Raw genomic sequence first — 18367 nt, forward strand, 5'->3', positions numbered from 1 at the left:
GCAAAGAATTCAGAGGCAGATGATGCGGCATTTTCTTTCCGGCCTGGCACTGGCAACGACGCTGATGATGGCCAGCCCCCTTATGGCGCAGAATCTTTTCGAGCCGGTGATTTATGTCAACGACTCGGCGGTCACCCGGTACGAGGTCGACCAGCGCATCCGCTTTATGCAGCTGCTGAACGCGCCCGGCGCCACACCCGAGGCCGCCGAAAAGGCCCTGATCGAGGACCGTTTGCGGATGCAGGCCGCGCGCCGGTTGGGCATCACCGTCAGCGAAGAGGCGCTGAACGAAGGTCTGGCCGAATTCGCCGGTCGTGCCAATCTGGATACGCTGTCCTTTATTGATGCGCTTGGTCAGGCCGGGGTCGAACGTCAGGCGTTCCGTGATTTCGTCGAGGCCGGCGTGGTCTGGCGCGAGGTGATCCGCCAGCAGATCGTTCCCGGCGTGCAGGTGCGCGATTCTGAGATCGATCAGGCTTTCAAGCGCGAGATCGAGACACCGATCATCGACAGGGTGCTCTTGTCGGAAATCATCATTCCCGCGCCTCCGGGTCAGGAAGAGGCCGCGATGAACGCCGCGCGGCAGGCCGCGGCCAATGCCACCAGCGAGGCCGCATTTGCCGATTCCGCCCGCCGCCTCTCGGCCACCCCGTCGGCTTCGCAAGGCGGTCGGCTGGACTGGGTGGCGCTGGACAATCTGCCGCCCACCCTGCGCCCGATCATTCAGGCGCTGCGGCCAGGCCAGGCGTCGCAACCCCTGACCGTCCCCGGTGCGGTGGTGTTGTTCTACTTGCGCGATTCGCAGGGCACGCTGCGCCCCGGTGCAACCGAACAGGTGCTGGATTACGCAACGCTGCGCGTACCGTCCGCGCAGGATGCAGCAAATGTCGTCGCCCGTGTCGACACCTGCGCCGATCTCGAGGCGCGCGGCAATGGCCAGACCCTGCGCCAGACCCTGTCGCAAAACGCCATTCCGACGCTGGTGGCCACGCAGTTGGCCTCGCTGGATGCCGATGAGACAACGCAGATCAATATGGGCGGTGCGGTCGACGTGCTGATGTTGTGCTCGCGCCAACCTGCGCTGCTGGCGCAGTCTCAGGCCGATATCCCGGTGACCGCCGAAGCCGAGGACGGGGTCGAGGCGGCAGTGCCCGACGCCAATGCCCTGCCCGACCGCGAAGCCCTGCGCCAGTCACTGCTGAACCAAAAGATCAACGCCATGGCCAATGCCTATCTGGCCGAACTCCATGCTGATGCGGTGATCCGCCGGCCCTGAGGAGCGCTCAATGATCGACCGGGTGATCCTGACCTGCGGTGAGCCCGCCGGCATCGGCCCAGAACTGGCCGCCAAGGTGGCGGGCTGCGGCGTCGATTTCGCCTATCTGGGCGATCCACGCCACCTGCCCTGCGGCACCGACTGGACCCCGATCGAAGCACCGGGCGATCCGGTGCCAGTGGGCAGCCTGCCCGTTCTGCGCCATGATTTCACCGCGCCGAACCAACCGGGCCAGCCCGATCCCGCCAATGCTGAGGGCGTCATCGACGTTATCGCCCGCGCCGTCGATCTGGTCATGGCCGGACAGGCCAGCGCGATCTGCACCCTGCCCATCAACAAGCAGGCTCTGCAGGAGGGCGCGGGTTTCGCCTATCCCGGCCATACCGAATATCTGGCGCATCTGGCGGGCGATGTGCCGGTGGCGATGATGCTGAGTTCAACAACCGTTTCGCCGCCCTGTCGCGTCGTGCCTGCGACGATCCATATCCCCCTCTCGCTGGTTCCAGCGGCGCTGACGCCCGAAACGCTGGAACAGGCCATCCGCATCACCCATGCCGCGATGATCGCGCAATTCAACATCGCCGCGCCGCGCATCGCCGTCGCGGGGATCAATCCCCATGCTGGCGAAGGTGGCCGGATGGGCCGCGAGGAAAGCGACTGGATCGGGCCGCTGCTGGACCGCCTGCGCGGCGAAGGGCTGATCATTACCGGCCCCCTGCCCGCTGACACCATGTTTCACGCTCCGGCCCGCGCGCGCTACGATGCCGCCATCTGCGCCTATCATGATCAGGCACTGATCCCGATCAAGACGCTGGATTTCGCCGGCGGTGTGAATATCACCCTTGGTTTGCCCTTCATCCGCACCTCGCCCGATCACGGCACAGCCTTTGACATCGCAGGCACCGGCAAGGCCGACCCCACCTCGACCATCGCCGCCCTGACCATGGCCCGCGACATGGCGGCTGGCCGCAGATGAGGCTGACGTCAACCAGCAGAACAGGCGCGTGTTTTCAGGGGATCGCAATATCATGAGCGCGATCGACGACCTGCCTCCCCTGCGTGATGTCATCGCCCGCCATGATCTGCGGGCAAAAAAGCAATTGGGGCAGAATTTCCTTCTGGATCTCAACCTGACGGCCAAGATCGCGCGGCAGGCCGGCGATCTGAGCGGCACCGATGTGCTGGAAATCGGACCCGGCCCGGGCGGGCTGACACGCGGCTTGCTGGCCGAAGGGGCGCGGCATGTTCTGGCCATCGAAAAGGATGCCCGCGCCCTGCCCGCCTTGCACGAAATCGCAGAGGCCTATCCCGGTCGCCTGACCATTCTCCACGGCGACGCGCTGGCCATCGACCCGTCCGAGCACCTGACAGCGCCGATCCGCATCGCCGCCAACCTGCCCTATAACATCGGCACCGAATTGCTGATCCGCTGGCTGACGCCGCCCGAATGGCCCCCCTTCTGGCAATCGCTGACCCTGATGTTCCAGAAAGAGGTCGCCGAACGGATCGTGGCCAAACCGGGCAGCAAGGCCTATGGCCGGCTGGCGCTGCTGGCGCAATGGCGCGCTGATGCGCAAATCGTCATGACCCTGCCGCCCGAGGCCTTTGTGCCGGCACCCAAGGTACATTCCGCCGTCGTGCAACTGACCGCGTTGCCCCAGCCCCGCTATCCTGCGGACCCGGCGGTCCTGTCGCGCGTCACCGCCGCCGCCTTCAACCAGCGCCGCAAGATGCTGCGCGCCTCGCTGCGGGGTCTGCACCCCGACATCGAGGCAATGCTGCTGCAGGTCGAAATCAAGCCCACCGCACGGGCCGAGGAAATCGACCTGGCGCGGTTCTGTGCATTGGCACGGCTGCTGGAACGCAATCCCGGCCGTTGACCCCGGCACCGGCATCGCAAAGGTCACGTTAAAGATCGCGCCTATGGTGCGATAGTGGACGAAAAACCCGCCCCCCAAAAACGCAAGACGGGCCGCAAAAAGGCCCGCCATGCGATCATCTCTGCCTGGAATGCGGATTATTCGCCCGGCGCGGCCTCTGGCGCGCTGCCAACCGCATTATCACCATCCTTGGCCGCAGGTTTGCGACGGCTACGGGGTGCCGCGGGCGTCCGCGTCGCAGCCCCTTCACCGCGTGGTGCACGCGTCCGTTTTGGCTTGGGCTTGGCTTGGGCCTCGGGCGTCTCGACCAGACCGCTATCCTTCTCGTCCTCAGACGCGACCGCATCGGGCAGACCGCCCTGCGAGGCGTTCTGTTCGTCGCGCGGCGCCCGCTGCTGGTGACGATCCTCGGATTGGTTGGGCTCGGCATTCTGTGACTGCGGGTCCTGTTGTTGTGGACCTCCGTTGCCACCGCGCCCATCCTCATCGCCGGAATTGCGCTGGTTCTGATGCGGATTGTTATTGTTGTTATTATTATTGTTGTTTTGCTGATGCTGTGCCTGACGTTCTGCCTGCTCGCGCAGTGCTTCGCCTAGCATCCGGGTATAATGCTCTGCATGTTGCAGAAAGCTTTGCTCTGCCACGCGGTCATTCGACAGCTGCGCATCGCGGGCGAGTGTCAGATATTTGTCAATGATTTGCTGCGGCGTACCGCGAACCTTGCCTTCGGGTCCCGACGAATCGAAGACCCGGTTAACGACATTGCCCAACGAACGCTGGCGGTTCGACTTATTACGTGATCGGGATTTGGATGATCTCATCAATCTGTCTGTCAGTGCTTCCAGTTGTCGGTCTGGATTTGGTTGGGGCCGCCCGTCAGTATCTGCGCCACTGTTTGCCTATCAAGGCAGGGCAGATACCCTATTCAGCGTTATGTCTTGTCAGGCTGACCCGTGCGTTGGCGCGCTGCGCCCCCGTCACAAGACCGAATAAACATGCTGCCCCTGCTGTTACAAGTCCAAAGTGAACAATTTATTGCCAACCACAGCAATTATGGCGTTATTTCGCCGGAAATACCGCAGAAATGACGCGATTCCGCCCGTCGAGGTCACGCAGCACATCAGTCACAGCACCCTGTGCGGCAAAGAGCTCACTGACCGCCGGGGCCTGGCTTGCCCCTATTTCAACCAGCACACTGCCTCCGGGCGCAAGATGCGCACGCGCGCCCGCCGCAATCGCGCGATAGGCCGCCAGACCGTCGCCACCATCCGTCAGCGCGGATGCCTGCTCCCAGTCTCGCACTTCGGGGGCCAGCCCGGCCATCTCATCCAGCGCGATATAGGGCGGGTTCGACACGATCAGGTCAAAGCGTCCCTCGACGCCCGCATACCAATCCGCCCGGGTAAACGTGGCGGTGACGCCAATTTTCGCTGCATTGGCCCGCGCCACATCCAGCGCGGCTGTGGAAATATCGGTGCCCTGCCCGGTCGCGTCAGGCCGGGCCGCCAGCAATGAGATCAGGATCGCGCCGGTGCCGGTTCCCATGTCCAATACGCTCTGCCAGGGCCGCGCCAGCGCTGCCTCGACCAGCGTTTCTGTTTCAGGGCGCGGGTCCAGCGTCTCGCGCGTGACCTGAAACTCGTGTTCCCAAAAGGCGCGGCGGCCGATAATCTGGCTGACCGGCTGGCGGGCGGCGCGGGCGGCAACCATCGACGCAAAGGCTGTACTCAATTCCGCGGGGGCCTGCTGTTTCAGATGCTGGGCAAGCTGGTGGCGAGGCACTCTTTTTCCCAAGGATTGCTCAAGCGCGTGCAGAAACAGGCGTGTTGCATCGTTATAGGCATCGGCAATCCCCGCCGCCTCGAATCGCGACTGCGCGTCCAGGCACAGTTGCATGCCGGTCGGCGCGCTCATTCCTGCTGGGCCAGCTTTGCTGCCTGATCATCTGCAACAAGCGCATCGATGATCTCGGTCAGGTCACCGGCCATCACCCGATCCAGCGAATAAAGCGTGAGGTTGATCCGATGATCGGTCATCCGACCCTGCGGAAAGTTATAGGTCCGGATCCGTTCACTGCGATCACCGCTGCCGACCTGTGATTTCCGGTCCGCCGCCCGTTCGGCATCGGCCCGCTGACGTTCCATATCGTAAAGTCGCGCACGCAAGACAGCCATCGCATTGGCCCGGTTCTGGTGCTGCGATTTCTCGGAGCTGGTCACGACAATTCCGGTCGGAAGATGGGTGATGCGCACCGCCGAATCGGTCGTGTTCACATGCTGCCCACCCGCACCGCTGGCGCGCATCGTGTCGATGCGAATATCGCCTGCGGGGACATCGATATCGACATCTTCCGCTTCGGGCAGCACGGCGACAGTTGCTGCGCTCGTGTGAATGCGGCCACCCGATTCCGTTTCGGGCACACGCTGAACGCGGTGCACACCGGATTCGTATTTCAACCGCGCAAAGACACCCTCGCCCTCGATCCGCGCAATGGCCTCTTTCACGCCGCCCAGTTCCGTTTCGGTCAGATCCAGCAGTTGAAACTGCCAGCCCTGTGCCTCGGCGTAACGGCGATACATAGACAACAGATCGCCCGCAAACAGCGCCGCCTCGTCACCGCCGGTGCCGGGACGGATCTCGATCAGCGCCGGGCGGGCATCAGCGGCATCCTTGGGCAAGAGGGCGATCCGCAAACGTTGTTCCAGCGCCGGGATCGCGCGCTCAAGCCGCTCAACCTCGTCCTCTGCCAGTTCACGCATTTCAGGATCGGCCAGCATCCCCCGCGCATCGACCAGATCGGAACGGCCGTCCCGCCATGCGGCGATTTCCTCGACCACAGGCTTCAACTCGGCATATTCCCGGCTGATCGCACCAATCCTGTCAGGTGCCGCGCCCGCGTTCAGCTGTGCTTCGAGAAACTCGAAACGTTCCGTAATCTGTCTGAGGCGCTCTTCGGGCAACATGGGGCGGGGATTACCTGCGCGGGCGGTCTCGGGCAAGACAGAACCGCATCGCGCAGAAAAGCGCAGTTCTTCTTCACGCAAATATCCTGCGGGGGGTCCGGGGGGCTGCAAAAGCCCCCCGGCCATCGCGGGACGCATATATCGACGGCGCCGTTCGCGCTCAGCCGCGCCGGTTCCAGCCACATAGCGCGATCAATTCCATCGCCACATGCGCCCCGGCAATGGCCGTCGCACCCGTGTAGTCATAGGGGGGTGAAACCTCGACCACATCGCCGCCAATCAGGTCGATGCCCGCCAAACCCCGCAGCAGCGCCGCTGCCTGCCAGCTGGCCAGCCCGCCCCAGACCGGGGTGCCAGTGCCGGGTGCGAATGCCGGGTCCAGCGCGTCGATGTCAAAGGTGATGTAGACCGGCCGATCACCGATCACCTTGCGAATACCGGCCAGGGTTGCATCCGTACCAAGCTGATGAACCGAGGGCGCATCAAGGATGGTCACGCCAAGCGTATCGGGATTGTCGGTTCGAATACCGATGCTGACACTGGCCGCAGGATCAACCACACCCTCGCGGATCGCCTTGTAAAGAAACGTCCCGTGGTCGATCCGCTCTGGATCATCATCGACCCAGGTGTCGGAATGCGCATCAAACTGGATCAGGGCCACCGGGCCGCGTCGTGCCGCCACCGCGCGCAGGATCGGCAAGGTCACGAAATGGTCGCCTCCCAACGTCACCGGTACAACGCCTGCATCCATGATGGTGCCGATATGCGCCTCGATCCGGCCTGGCACATCGCGCGTATTGGCATAGTCAAAGGCCAGATCGCCATAATCCACGATATTCAACAGCGACAGCGGATCATAGCCCCAGCCATAGGGCGGATCATAGGGTTGCAGGGTCGATGCTTCGCGGATGGCGCGCGGACCAAAGCGGGCGCCGGGACGGTTGGTGACGGCCTGATCAAAGGGAATGCCCGTGACCGCCAGATCCACACCCGCAAGGTCCTTGCTGTAACGGCGGCGCAGAAAACTGGTCGCACCACCAAAGGCATTCTCAAAGCTGAGGCCGCGCCATTTTTCGCGTGTAAAGGCCTGATCTACCTGATTTTTAGCGTCTTCCAGCGACATGCTCTGCACCCCCGACGATATCTCGCACCCGCAGCCATCAAGACCGCGCCTCGCGTCGATCACATCGCATCATAAAGACGACGGCAAGACCAAACGGCCCTCACACCGCCTGTCACTGCACCAGAGGCTGACGATTCCTGCTGTGTCGCCCCGCCAGGCTGCGGCCCTCTCGGCCTGACAGAACCTGGCGGGCGTGGGGAAATCCTGCGCTTGCGACGTCCATCTGCGGGAAAAGCGAGCAGATCTCTTGCCGTGCCGCCGCGCTCAGCGTTTTCAGCGCCTCGGGCCCGGTATAAAGGGTTTCGGCCTCGGCACCGTCGACATGAACGATCTGATGGTCATCCAGCAGGATATGGACATAGGTGACGTTCGACAGGTCCTGCGCCACATCGATGCCGTCGATATCCAGCAGGTGTTTCGCCGCGACCAGAATTTCCGCCGCGCCAAACATGCGCAGCGCGATTTTCGAGCGAACCAGAATGCGGTGCTGCGGGGACACGACCAGATCGCGCGACGGCGTTCCCGCACCAAGCGCGCCCCTGCTGATCCTGATCGGACGCAAACGCGGCAACATGGCCAGTTCACCGGCGCCAACCCTGCGAGAACCGATCCAGCGCACTGGCTGATACCCGTTGTCACGGGTCTGAACCATCATCCCCTTGCGCAGATCGCCGATGCGGATTTCACCGACTTGGGTCATGATCAGCGCATCGGCGGAAAAGCAGATGGCGCTGAAAGGAACCTCGGGGCTGCCGCCAAAGCTGGACTGGCCCTGAATATAGGTCAGCGTCGTTCCGGGGGGCGGCGGATCACCGATGAAGGTCACGCCGGCGACGCGGATGGTATAGCCCTCGACAATGGAAACGCCCAGCATGGTGTATTCATTGCCCGCGCCGTCAAACAGCGTAACCGAGAATTCAGCGCGAACATAGACCGCCGATTGCCACAGAATATCGCTATTGCCGGGTTGGTATGTCACACCATCAATTGTCGTCGGCTGGCTAAGCAGTTGGTCGGTGACGGTATTGCCGTTGACGGGCGCGCTGTTGAGCACATCGCCGGCTTCATCAAACGTGATCGAAGCATTGGGTGCGTCAAAAGTCAGCGCGACATTGCTGGGGTTCTGCCACGAAAAGGCGTCGCCATTCACCGCATTCCTCAGCGGGTTGTTTCCTTGCAGCGAATTGCCATTGTCGGTCCGAAAGATCGGAATGCTACCGACCGAGTAAATCTGGATCGTTTGATCAGGCATAGCGACACCCCATTACAAAAACACCTTGCACAAGATCGGGCGTATAACCTGCAGCGAGAAACTTCGCCATAAATTTACTGATACTTCGACATAAATAAACGGGCGCGCAGATGACCTCTGCGCGCCCGAATACGGATCGGTTGTGATCGTGTCGGTTATTCGGCTTTGATCGCCTCGACAGAGATGTTGATTTCGACCTCGTCGCTGGTTGCCGGGACGAACATGCCCAGGTCAAACTCCGAACGCTTGATCGTGGTTTCCGCGTCAAAACCCATCGTGGGCTTGCCAGAGGCGGGATGATCGCCGCGCTGGTTCAACTCTGCCTCAAGCACGATCTGCTTGGTGATGCCGTTCAGGGTCAGATCGCCGGTGATCTTGGCTTCGTCTTCGTCCTCAAGCTCGACCGAGGTCGATGTGAACGTCACCATCTGATCATCGCCTTCGGCTGCACCGAAGAAATCATCGGACATGAAATGGGTAAAGCGCTCTTCCCAGCCGGTCAGCATGGTGCGGACGGGAAAGCTGACCTCGACCGAGGAATTCTGCGGCTCGGCTTCATCCAGATTGATGACGCCCTCGAACCCGCTGAACATGCCGGTGGTGGTCGAAAAGCCCAGGTGGTTGTACTCGAACACGATCTGGCTGTGGCTGGGGTCAAGGTTCCAGACGGTGGTTTCCTGTGCAACGGCGGGCATGGCGAAGGCGGCAAGTGCTGCTGCGGTCGTCAGAGCGAATTTCATGATTATCTTCTTCCTGTTTAGACCAAGGGGCACGCGCCCCGAGGAAATGGTGATCGTTGTATTTGCAACGGTCAATAACAAATTTTCAGCCCCCGCGCCGCAGGAATTCGGTGCCACAGCGCACATCGCCTGTGCGGTGCGCGCGGGAACCCTGCGCGCCCCTGCCGCGCCGCGGGAATCACCTTGCAATCGCAGCAATTGCCGCTATAAGGCCGCATCCTTCCGCAGATTTGCGAAACCGATGCAGCCTCTCGTGGCGGGGCGCGGAAGGCTGGATACCCGCCGTTGAAGCGCATCTTGAGAAGAGAAAGGATCGCCATGCCGCTTTATGAGCATGTGCTGATCGCTCGTCAGGACCTGTCTAACACACAGGCCGAAGGGCTGATCGAACATTTCTCGACCGTGCTGGCCGATAATGGCGGCAAGGTCGTAGAGAACGAATATTGGGGTATCCGTACCCTCGCCTACAAGATCAACAAGAACCGCAAGGGCCACTACGCCTTTCTGCGCACGGACGCACCGTCCGATGCCGTGCATGAAATGGAACGCCTGGCCCGCCTGCATGACGATGTGATGCGCGTGATGACCATCAAGGTCGACACGCACGAGGAAGGCCCCTCGATCCAGATGCAGAAACGTGACGAGCGTGGCGACCGCCGCGAGCGTCGTGACCGGAACTGAGGAGACTGATCCATGGCGAACAAACCGTTTTTCCGCCGTCGCAAGGTCTGCCCGTTCTCGGGTGAGAATGCGCCGAAAATCGACTATAAAGACACGCGGCTGCTGCAGCGTTACATCTCCGAGCGTGGCAAGATCGTGCCCTCGCGGATCACCGCCGTCTCGGCCAAGAAGCAACGTGAGCTGGCTCGTGCCATCAAGCGCGCGCGTTTCCTGGCCTTGCTGCCCTACGCCGTGAAATAAGGAGGAAGACCAATGCAAGTCATCCTGCTGGAACGTGTGGCCAAGCTGGGTCAGATGGGCGAAGTCGTGAATGTAAAGCAGGGCTATGCCCGCAACTACCTTTTGCCTCAGGGCAAGGCATTGCGTGCGAGCCAGGCGAATATCGACGCCTTCGAAGCCCAGAAAGCCAATCTGGAAACGCGCAACGCCGAAAGCCGCGCCGAAGCTGAAAAGCTGGCAGCCGAACTGGACGGTCTGAAATTCGTGATCATCCGCTCGGCATCCGACGCTGGTGCGCTCTATGGTTCGGTCACCCCGCGCGACGTCGAAGCCGTCGCCGCAGATGGTGGCCATCAGATCGACCGCAAACAGGTCGTCCTGGGCAACCCGATCAAGGATCTGGGCCTGCATGACATCGCTGTCGTGCTGCACCCCGAGGTCGAGGCAACGATCACGCTGAACATCGCGCGGTCGCCCGAAGAGGCCGAATTGCAGGCTCAGGGCAAGTCGATCCAGGATCTGGCCGCCGAGGCCGATGCAGAAGCCGAGTTCGAGATCGCCGAATTGTTCGACGATCTGGGCAGTGCTGCTGCGGACGATCTGGACGACGACGCGCCCGCGGCCACTGCCGACGAGGACGAGGAACAGGCGCAGTAAGCCATCAGGCTTACGGTACGTTAATCTTCAGCCGCGCCGGGCGACCGGCGCGGCTGTTCCCTTTCAGGCACGCAAGACCTGCGTGTATCTGTCGCGGGATATGAATTTGACCTGCCAATCCAGCCATGGAAAAGCAGATGGAACAGCCAGAGGAACACATGATGAGCGATGCGCTGACACGGTTGATGGCGGAACGCGACTGGTTGCTGGCCGATGGGGCGACCGGCACGAACCTGTTCAATATGGGCCTTTCCGCCGGTGAGCCGCCCGAATTGTGGAACGTCGATCAGCCCGACAATATTCGCGCGCTATATCGTGGCGCCGTCGATGCGGGCTCGGATCTGTTTCTGACCAATACCTTCGGCGGCAATGCCAGCCGGCTCAAGCTGCACAGCGCCCAGGACCGGGTACGCGAATTGAACCGCGTTGGGGCGGAACTGGGCCGGGAACTGGCCGATGCCGCTGGCCGCACGGTCGTCGTTGCCGGCAGCATGGGCCCGACCGGTGACATCATGGCGCCGATGGGCAGCCTGACCCACAATGCCGCGGTCGAGATGTTCCACGAACAGGCCGAGGGCCTGAAAGAGGGCGGCGCCGACGTGTTGTGGCTGGAAACCATCAGCGCACCCGAGGAATACAGGGCCGCCGCCGAAGCCTGCGATCTGGCCGGCATGCCCTGGGTCGGCACCATGAGCTTTGACACCGCCGGACGCACAATGATGGGCCTGACCTCGGCCGCGATGTCGGCCATGGTCGAAAAGCTGCCCAATCCCCCGCTGGCCTATGGTGCCAATTGCGGCGTCGGCGCATCGGACCTGTTGCGCACGGTGATGGGCTTTGTCGCTAGCGGCAATGAACGCCCGATCGTCGCCAAGGGCAATGCCGGCATCCCGCGCTTTGAGCATGGCCATATCCATTACGATGGCACGCCCGAACTGATGGGCGAATATGCCGTTCTGGCGCGTGATCTGGGCGTCCGCATCATCGGCGGCTGCTGCGGCACCATGCCCGAGCACCTGCGCGCCATGCGCGAGGCACTGGAAAGCCGCCCGCGCGGCGAGCGCCCGACACTGGAGTTGATCGCCTCGAAACTGGGTGGCTTTTCCTCGACCAGCGACGGCACCGACGATTCCGGCCCAACCCGCGAACGCCGCAACCGCCGCCGCGGGTGATCCGTCTGGCGCAATCTTCGAAAGGATTGCGCCGGCCGGTCCCTGCCCGTCTAACCGCCGGTGGTTTCGCGGATCTGCCGCGTCAGGCTGCGCACGCGCGCCATTTCCATCTCAATTGCCGTCATGGCATCGTTGATCTGGGCTGCCAGCGATGAAACCTCGCCGTGCGCGGCCAGCAGTTCATCCAGCTCGACCACAGCCTTGCTGAGCTTGGGCGAGATTTCCGTGGCCGCCTTATCCCCTGTCTGCGCCGCGGGCACCCCGATGCGACGGAAACGATAGACCCGGATCTCTGGCAACAAAGAGCCAGGCTTGCGGCGATAGCGGACGCGCAACACATCCTCTTCGCCGATATCCTCGAACAATTCGTACGAGCTGATTTCACCGGGGGAGGTGATCCCCATCTCGGTCAGCGTCGGATACATTGCCATTCCTCCTTGGATCGCGGCCGTCCCTCATACCTTTACGATAGCGCTACCGGTCAAACAAATCAACGCTCTCTGACCGAAGTTCGGTTTCAAAACAAGGATAACTGATCACCCTTGCGCGGCGGCGGGCCAAAGCGGCTGCAATCCAGCATCGGGGTTCGATCCCAATAGCCCAAGCGCTTGCGAGCAAGGTGAAAACGCTGGCGCATCAACTCGGCCTCGATCCCCTGCCCGCGCATCCGGGCACCGAAACGCGGATCATTGTCGCGCCCGCCCCGCATGGCCTGAATGCGGTTCATGATATGGTCCGCCTTGCCCGGATGATGGCGATCCAGCCAGTCGCGAAACAGCGGCGCCACCTCATTGGGCAGTCGCACGGGGATCATGCTGGCGGTGGTGGCGCCAGCCTCGCGCGCCGCCGTCAGGATGGATTCGATCTCGGGCTCGGTCAGAACCGGGATAACCGGCGCCACCATGACGCGCACCGGAATGCCCGCCCGCGACAACTCGCGGATCATCCGCAGCCGCGTGGCGGGCGTGGGTGCGCGAGGCTCCATCTGCCGGGCCAGACCCGCATCCAGCGTGGTCAGCGAGATGCCGATCGCCGCCATGTATTTCGCCGCCAGTTCCGCCCACAGATCCAGATCGCGCAGCACCGTCTGACCGCGTGTGACCAACGTGACGGGATGGTTCCAGTCGCGCAGCACCCGCAGGATGCCCGGCATGATGGCAAACTTCGCCTCGGCGGGCTGATAGGGGTCGGTATTGGTGCCCAAGGCAATCGGGGCGACCTTATAGGATTTGCGCCCGATTTCCTGCTCCAGCAGACGGGCGGCGTCGGGCTTGGCAGTAATCTTGGTCTCGAAATCCAGCCCCGAAGACAGGCCCACATAGGCGTGACTGGGCCGCGCAAAGCAATAGATGCAGCCATGCTCGCAGCCCCGATAAGGGTTGATCGACCGATCGAAGGGCACATCCGGGCTGGTATTGCGGGTGATGATGCTGCGCGGCTGTTCTGTCACGATCTCGGTGCGCAGCAGATGGTCATCCTCGGGGATGTCCCAGCCATCGGCCTCGCGCTCGGCTGACAGGCGGTCAAACCGCGGCGCGGGCCGTGTATCGGCACCGCGTGCCTTGAGGCGTTCATCAGGGTTACGGGTCGGCAGCATGGCCTAAAAATAGAACATAACAGGAACAATTGCCAGAGAATCCGTCGCCACGTCGCCCGCATGCGCCGCCATGTCGGAATTTGGCTATTCAACTGACGAAAAGCCGTCCAAAGGGCAATAAAGTGAACTGGAGGCCGCATCATGGCTGACGAAAACGACGAAATCATCCTGTCCGAGCTCAGCGACGACGACCTTGTCCAACAGATGATGGACGACCTCTATGACGGTCTCAAGGAAGAGATCGAAGAGGCGGTCAATATCCTGCTGGAACGCGGATGGGCGCCCTATGACGTGCTGACCAAGGCGCTGGTCGCCGGCATGACCATCGTCGGCCACGATTTCCGCGACGGTATCCTGTTCGTTCCCGAGGTGCTGCTGGCCGCCAATGCGATGAAAGGCGGCATGTTCATCCTCAAGCCGCTGCTGGCCGAAACCGGTGCGCCGCGCATGGGCAAGATGGTGATCGGCACGGTCAAGGGCGACATCCATGACATCGGCAAGAATCTGGTCTCGATGATGATGGAAGGCGCCGGCTTCGAGGTGGTCGATCTGGGCATCAACAACGCGGTCGACGCCTATCTCGAGGCCGCCGCCCGCGAAGAGGCCGACATCATCGGCATGTCCGCCCTTCTGACCACAACCATGCCCTACATGAAGGTGGTCATCGACGCGCTGAAGGAAAAAGGCCTGCGCGACGATTACATCGTGCTGGTCGGTGGCGCACCGCTGAACGAAGAGTTCGGCCGCGCCATCGGTGCCGATGCCTATTGCCGCGACGCGGCGGTCACGGTGGAAACCGCCAAGGAATTCATCCTGCGCAAGCATAACCAATTGGCCGGCGGCTGAGCCGGTCAAAGGTGATCACGCGTTGGCACAACTGCCTCCTCTGGCGCCGGCGGCCCGCACCGAGCACGTCGGACTGCCCGCCGGGGGCCATGGGCGAAACATCGCGCACAGGCTTGTGATCAGCCTGAATCCTAAAACTGAACCTAACTTGCCCTTTTCATCCAGCTCTTTGCGCCCCATATTAGAGGGGCAAGATGAAAGAGGACATCATGCCGCTGCCACATTTTCTGCTGATGATTGCCGCTGTTATTCTGGCGGCCGCGTTGACCATCTGGGCCACGCTGTCGGCGGGTGTGCCCTTGGCTGCGCTGGCCCTGATCGCGCTGACGGGGGCGGCTGTGCTGCACCTGTCGATGCGCGACAATGAAGGCTGACATCAACCACCTGACCGCGGCACCGACCGCGCTGCCCCGCACGCTGCTGCTGGCCTGCGGTGCCCTGGCGCGCGAAATCATCGCCATCCGCAATGCCAATGGCTGGGCGCATATGGACCTGCATTGCCTGCCCGCCGAACTGCATCTTTATCCGCAAAAGATCCCCGATGCGGTCGAGGCGGCCGTCGCCAAGAACCGCGCAGCCTATGACCAGATCATCGTCGTCTACGCCGATTGCGGCACCGGCGGGTTGTTGCAGGCGCGCTGCGAGGCGCTTGGCGTGCAGATGATCCCCGGCCCGCATTGCTACGCCTTCTTTGACGGGCTGAGCGATTTCGAGGCGCGGCAAGAGGATGAATTCACCGCCTTTTATCTGACCGATTTTCTGGTTCGCCAGTTCGACGCATTCGTCTGGCGCGCCATGGGTTTCGACCGCCATCCCGAGTTGATCGAAATGATGTTCGGCAATTACGACCGGCTGATCTATCTGGCCCAGACCGAAGACGCGGCACTGGACGCCAAGGCTCAGGAGGCCGCCGAACGGCTTGGCCTGCGTTATGTGCGGCGCCAAAGCGGCTATGGCGATCTGCCGGGCATTCTGGCAGCGGCGGGCCGCGTATGATCCGATGGGCAGAGCCGGGCGACAGCGACGCCCTGGGCAAGATCATGTTCGATGCGATCCACCGGGGCGACAGCCCCTATAGCGCCCAGCAACGCCGCGCCTGGCTGCCCGAACCCTATTCGGGCCGTGCCTGGTCGGGGCGTCTTGCGCGGCAGCGTGTCGTCGTGGCCGAAGAACAGGGCCAGTTGGTCGGTTTCATGACGATGGGCGATGACGGCAATATCGACCTGGCCTTTATCCTGCCCGAAAACCGCCATCACGGACTGTTTCGCGATCTTCTGGACCGGATCGAGCTTGCCGCAAGGGACGCCGGCATTGACCAGCTTTGGACCAATGCCAGCCTGATGGCCGAGGGTCCGTTCAAGGCCACGGGCTTTGTCACCGACCGCACTGAACATGTCGAACGCGACGGCCAGAAGCTGACGCGATTTCGCATGCATAAGTGGCTGTTCTGACAGTCAGCTTTCCAGTTCGGCGTCCCAGTAAAGGAAATCCATCCAGCTTTCGTGCAGGTGGTTTGGCGGAAAGCGCCGGCCAACCGCGTGCATCTCTTCGCTGCTGGGGCTGCGAGGGGTCTGGCGCAGGCGCATCCCGGAATGGCGCAGCGACTTGTTGGCCTTTTTCAGATTGCAGGGCGAACAGGCCGCAACCACGTTTTCCCAACTGGTGATCCCGCCACGCGACCGGGGGATCACATGATCAAAGGTCAGATCGCCCTTGGACCCGCAATACTGACATGAAAATTCGTCCCGCAGGAAAAGATTAAAGCGCGTGAAGGCCACGCGCTTTCTGGGTTTTACATAGTCTTTCAGCACAACGACCGAGGGGATCCGAAAGGCCTGCCGCTGACTTCGGACGACCTCGTCATATTCGGCCAATATGCTGACCCGGTCCAGAAATACCGCCTTGATCGCCTCTTGCCAGGGCCACAGCGACAGCGGGTAATAGCTGAGCGGTCGATAATCCGCGTTCAGCACCAGCGCCGGGTGCTGGCGAAGGCCCGAAGGCTCGCGCACGAAATGGGTTCGAAAGTCGCCGTGATCGTCAAGCATTGCTACGTTCCCGTCCGCCCCAACGGGCCAGGTCTGGGGCAAAGCACTGATCCATTGCGCCGACTATATATCGCGTCCAGCATCTGACAAGCCCCTGCATGTATTGGCACCACCTGATAGCGCCCGGCTGTGACAGCGCCATGACGGATTGCGGCACGCAGCCTGCCATGGCAGGCTGGGTGCATGTCTGATGAAATCGCCACACCTCCTTTGCTTGGAACGCTGGAATCGGCGCTTTATGCTGATGATCTGGATGCGGCCATCGGCTTTTGGCAGGATGTGATGGGGCTCGATTGTTTCCAGCACAACGAAGGACGCCATGCCTTCTTTCGCGTCAGCAACGCGCCGCGCCCGCAGGTCTTGCTGGTCTTTCGCGCCGCGGTAACGCAGCAGCCACCCGCAGCAGATGCCCGTCTGCCGGTGCCGCCCCATGGCGCGACCGGGCCGGGGCATTTCTGCCTGGCCGTTGCGCCCGACAGGCTGGACGAGTGGCGCGGGCATCTGGAAAAGGCAGGCGTGACGATCGAGGCCGATTTCCTGTGGCCCAACGGCGCGCGCTCGATCTACTTCCGCGATCCCGCAGGCAATTCCATCGAACTGGCCGATCCGTCGATCTGGGCGGGCTAGCGGAACTGCTTGGCCAGTTTCAGCCCCTGCCCCTGATAGTTCGACTTGATCCCCGCGCCGTACAGCCGGTCCGGCCGCGTGGCCATGCGCTCATAGACCAGACGGCCCACCACCTGCCCGTGCTCCAACACAAAGGGCGCCTCGTGGCAGCGAACCTCCAGCACACCGCGCGCGCCCCGTCCGACATCGCCGACACCGAAACCGGGGTCAAAGAAACCCGCGTAATGCACCCGGAACTCGCCCACCATGGCCAGATAGGGGGCCATCTCGGCGGCGTAATCGGCTGGTATCGCCACGGCCTCGCGGCTGACCAAGATATAAAAGGCCCCCGGATCAAGGATCAGCCGGCCCTCATCAGTGCGCAATTCGTCCCAGAACTCACGCGCGTCATAAGCCCCGATCCGGTCCAGATCGACCACGCCGCTATGCGGCTTGGCGCGATAGCCGACCAGATCACCATCCGAGGGCTGCAGATCGACCGAAAAGCCCAGCCCCTGATCGATCAGCGCAGGGCCGCCCGTGACCAGCGGCTGATCGCCATGCAGCGCGGACAGATCGGCATCGGACAGGACCGCCTGCCCCCGGCGCAGGCGCAACTGGTTCAGCCGCATGCCGGGGCGCACCAGAACGCTGAAGGATCTCGGGCAGATCTCGGCATAAAGCGGGCCATCATAGCCATCGGGCAGCCGGTCGAATTCGGTGCCGTCATCGGTGACCAGCCGGGTCAACAGGTCCAGCCGCCCGGTAGAGGATTTGGCATTTGCCACCGCCGTCAGCCCTTTGGGCAGGCGCAGGCGTTCCATCAGCGGCACCAGATAGACGCAGCCGCGTTCAAGTACCGCACCGCCGGACAAGTCCATCTCGTGCATCTGGAAATCGGCCAGCCGGTCAACGACGCGGTTGCCCTTGCCGGTCAGAAAGCTGGCGCGCAGCCGATAGGCGCGGGTTCCAAGGCGCAGATCAAGGCTGGCAGGCTGGATCTGTTCGGGGATGATCGCGGGCTCGGCGGAAATCGCACCGCTGTCGATCAGGTCGCGCAAGCCGCCGTCTGGCAGAACACCGTTCATGTCATCCCCCCTGAAAAGGCGATCTCTGGATATGCAAACGCCCACCCGGCGAGGGGTGGGCGTTGGCTGAATTGGTCGGGCTGGCGAGATTCGAACTCACGACCTTCCGTCCCCCAGACGGACGCGCTAACCAGGCTGCGCCACAGCCCGACGCCGGCCATATAGAGCGAACCGAGAGGGCTGCACAAGGGTCGACGAACGGAAAAATGACGGCAGGGC

The 18367-nt window shown here is 62.4% G+C and carries 22 protein-coding genes and 1 tRNA gene; 12 read left to right on the forward strand and 11 right to left on the reverse strand.

The genetic code is table 11. The features are described 5' to 3' along the window. Positions 1 to 19: 19 nt before the first annotated feature. The 3 genes from CUV01_RS01005 to rsmA are packed head-to-tail and all read left to right on the forward strand — an operon-like array spanning position 20 to position 3156. Positions 20 to 1276 carry a peptidylprolyl isomerase gene (locus CUV01_RS01005; RefSeq protein ID WP_232962378.1) on the forward strand — a complete coding sequence of 419 codons (1257 nt, stop codon included), beginning with the start codon at positions 20 to 22 and terminating at the stop codon, positions 1274 to 1276. Positions 1277 to 1286: 10 nt separating this feature from the next. Continuing rightward, positions 1287 to 2252 (forward strand): 4-hydroxythreonine-4-phosphate dehydrogenase PdxA, encoded by a 966-nt coding sequence (gene pdxA, locus CUV01_RS01010; protein ID WP_101458847.1) that lies wholly within the window; start codon positions 1287 to 1289, stop codon positions 2250 to 2252. Positions 2253 to 2304: 52 nt separating this feature from the next. Next, complete coding sequence (rsmA, locus tag CUV01_RS01015; protein WP_101458848.1) at positions 2305 to 3156, forward strand: 16S rRNA (adenine(1518)-N(6)/adenine(1519)-N(6))-dimethyltransferase RsmA; 852 nt, start codon at positions 2305 to 2307, stop codon at positions 3154 to 3156. A gap of 137 nt (positions 3157 to 3293) precedes the next feature. On the opposite strand, the gene CUV01_RS01020 is transcribed toward rsmA, so the two are convergent. From CUV01_RS01020 to CUV01_RS01045, 6 genes are all read right to left on the reverse strand, one after another. Beyond that, positions 3294 to 3977 carry a DUF4167 domain-containing protein gene (locus CUV01_RS01020; RefSeq protein ID WP_101458849.1) on the reverse strand — a complete coding sequence of 228 codons (684 nt, stop codon included), beginning with the start codon at positions 3975 to 3977 and terminating at the stop codon, positions 3294 to 3296. A gap of 238 nt (positions 3978 to 4215) precedes the next feature. Then, complete coding sequence (gene prmC, locus CUV01_RS01025) at positions 4216 to 5070, reverse strand: peptide chain release factor N(5)-glutamine methyltransferase (RefSeq protein WP_232962382.1); 855 nt, start codon at positions 5068 to 5070, stop codon at positions 4216 to 4218. Further along, positions 5067 to 6119 (reverse strand): peptide chain release factor 1, encoded by a 1053-nt coding sequence (prfA, locus tag CUV01_RS01030; RefSeq protein ID WP_101458850.1) that lies wholly within the window; start codon positions 6117 to 6119, stop codon positions 5067 to 5069. The genes prmC and prfA overlap by 4 nt, the downstream gene beginning before the upstream one ends. A gap of 160 nt (positions 6120 to 6279) precedes the next feature. Then, complete coding sequence (gene speB / locus CUV01_RS01035; protein ID WP_101458851.1) at positions 6280 to 7242, reverse strand: agmatinase; 963 nt, start codon at positions 7240 to 7242, stop codon at positions 6280 to 6282. Positions 7243 to 7354: 112 nt separating this feature from the next. Further along, positions 7355 to 8494: a Hint domain-containing protein gene (locus CUV01_RS01040; RefSeq protein WP_232962384.1), complete on the reverse strand. Its 1140-nt coding sequence runs from the start codon at positions 8492 to 8494 to the stop codon at positions 7355 to 7357. Between the two features lie 155 nt (positions 8495 to 8649). Beyond that, positions 8650 to 9234, reverse strand: a complete 585-nt coding sequence (locus tag CUV01_RS01045; protein ID WP_101458852.1) for a YceI family protein — start codon at positions 9232 to 9234, stop codon at positions 8650 to 8652. Between the two features lie 318 nt (positions 9235 to 9552). Here CUV01_RS01045 and rpsF point away from each other — a divergent pair, with 318 nt between their 5' ends. The 4 genes from rpsF to bmt all read left to right on the forward strand — a co-directional run bounded on the left by rpsF (position 9553) and on the right by bmt (position 11963). Next, entirely contained in the window at positions 9553 to 9915 is a 363-nt protein-coding gene (rpsF, locus tag CUV01_RS01055) for a 30S ribosomal protein S6 (RefSeq protein WP_101458854.1), read from the forward strand. Positions 9916 to 9927: 12 nt separating this feature from the next. After that, positions 9928 to 10155, forward strand: a complete 228-nt coding sequence (gene rpsR / locus CUV01_RS01060) for a 30S ribosomal protein S18 (RefSeq protein WP_085867363.1) — start codon at positions 9928 to 9930, stop codon at positions 10153 to 10155. 12 nt (positions 10156 to 10167) lie between these two features. Further along, on the forward strand, positions 10168 to 10791 hold the full coding sequence (rplI, locus tag CUV01_RS01065; protein WP_101458855.1) for a 50S ribosomal protein L9: 624 nt from the start codon (positions 10168 to 10170) through the stop codon (positions 10789 to 10791). Between the two features lie 161 nt (positions 10792 to 10952). Then, positions 10953 to 11963 carry a betaine--homocysteine S-methyltransferase gene (bmt, locus tag CUV01_RS01070; protein ID WP_101461769.1) on the forward strand — a complete coding sequence of 337 codons (1011 nt, stop codon included), beginning with the start codon at positions 10953 to 10955 and terminating at the stop codon, positions 11961 to 11963. 50 nt (positions 11964 to 12013) lie between these two features. On the opposite strand, the gene CUV01_RS01075 is transcribed toward bmt, so the two are convergent. After that, complete coding sequence (locus CUV01_RS01075; protein ID WP_101458856.1) at positions 12014 to 12394, reverse strand: DUF3461 family protein; 381 nt, start codon at positions 12392 to 12394, stop codon at positions 12014 to 12016. A gap of 86 nt (positions 12395 to 12480) precedes the next feature. Beyond that, positions 12481 to 13560, reverse strand: a complete 1080-nt coding sequence (locus CUV01_RS01080; protein WP_101458857.1) for a PA0069 family radical SAM protein — start codon at positions 13558 to 13560, stop codon at positions 12481 to 12483. 141 nt (positions 13561 to 13701) lie between these two features. Between CUV01_RS01080 and CUV01_RS01085 the strand changes: the two genes are divergently transcribed. The 4 genes from CUV01_RS01085 to CUV01_RS01100 all read left to right on the forward strand — a co-directional run bounded on the left by CUV01_RS01085 (position 13702) and on the right by CUV01_RS01100 (position 15857). After that, a complete protein-coding gene (locus tag CUV01_RS01085) occupies positions 13702 to 14406 on the forward strand; it encodes a corrinoid protein (RefSeq protein WP_101458858.1) in 705 nt (234 codons plus the stop codon). Positions 14407 to 14600: 194 nt separating this feature from the next. Beyond that, entirely contained in the window at positions 14601 to 14780 is a 180-nt protein-coding gene (locus CUV01_RS01090; protein WP_101458859.1) for a hypothetical protein, read from the forward strand. Further along, positions 14770 to 15402, forward strand: a complete 633-nt coding sequence (locus CUV01_RS01095) for a DUF1638 domain-containing protein (protein ID WP_101458860.1) — start codon at positions 14770 to 14772, stop codon at positions 15400 to 15402. The genes CUV01_RS01090 and CUV01_RS01095 overlap by 11 nt, the downstream gene beginning before the upstream one ends. Next, a complete protein-coding gene (locus CUV01_RS01100) occupies positions 15399 to 15857 on the forward strand; it encodes a GNAT family N-acetyltransferase (RefSeq protein ID WP_101458861.1) in 459 nt (152 codons plus the stop codon). The genes CUV01_RS01095 and CUV01_RS01100 overlap by 4 nt, the downstream gene beginning before the upstream one ends. Positions 15858 to 15860: 3 nt before the next feature. On the opposite strand, the gene CUV01_RS01105 is transcribed toward CUV01_RS01100, so the two are convergent. Next, complete coding sequence (locus CUV01_RS01105) at positions 15861 to 16454, reverse strand: HNH endonuclease (protein WP_101458862.1); 594 nt, start codon at positions 16452 to 16454, stop codon at positions 15861 to 15863. 183 nt (positions 16455 to 16637) lie between these two features. On the opposite strand from CUV01_RS01105, the gene CUV01_RS01110 reads away from it, so the two are divergent. Further along, on the forward strand, positions 16638 to 17081 hold the full coding sequence (locus CUV01_RS01110) for a VOC family protein (protein ID WP_422385858.1): 444 nt from the start codon (positions 16638 to 16640) through the stop codon (positions 17079 to 17081). On the opposite strand, the gene CUV01_RS01115 is transcribed toward CUV01_RS01110, so the two are convergent. After that, positions 17078 to 18148 (reverse strand): 2'-deoxycytidine 5'-triphosphate deaminase, encoded by a 1071-nt coding sequence (locus tag CUV01_RS01115; protein WP_101458863.1) that lies wholly within the window; start codon positions 18146 to 18148, stop codon positions 17078 to 17080. The two genes, CUV01_RS01110 and CUV01_RS01115, sit on opposite strands and share 4 nt — an antisense overlap. Before the next feature lie 72 nt (positions 18149 to 18220). Beyond that, positions 18221 to 18298 (reverse strand) — tRNA-Pro (locus tag CUV01_RS01120). Positions 18299 to 18367 lie beyond the last annotated feature (69 nt).

Origin of the sequence: Paracoccus tegillarcae, from assembly GCF_002847305.1 — a bacterium.
In the GTDB taxonomy this organism is placed as follows: Bacteria; Pseudomonadota; Alphaproteobacteria; order Rhodobacterales; family Rhodobacteraceae; genus Paracoccus; species Paracoccus tegillarcae.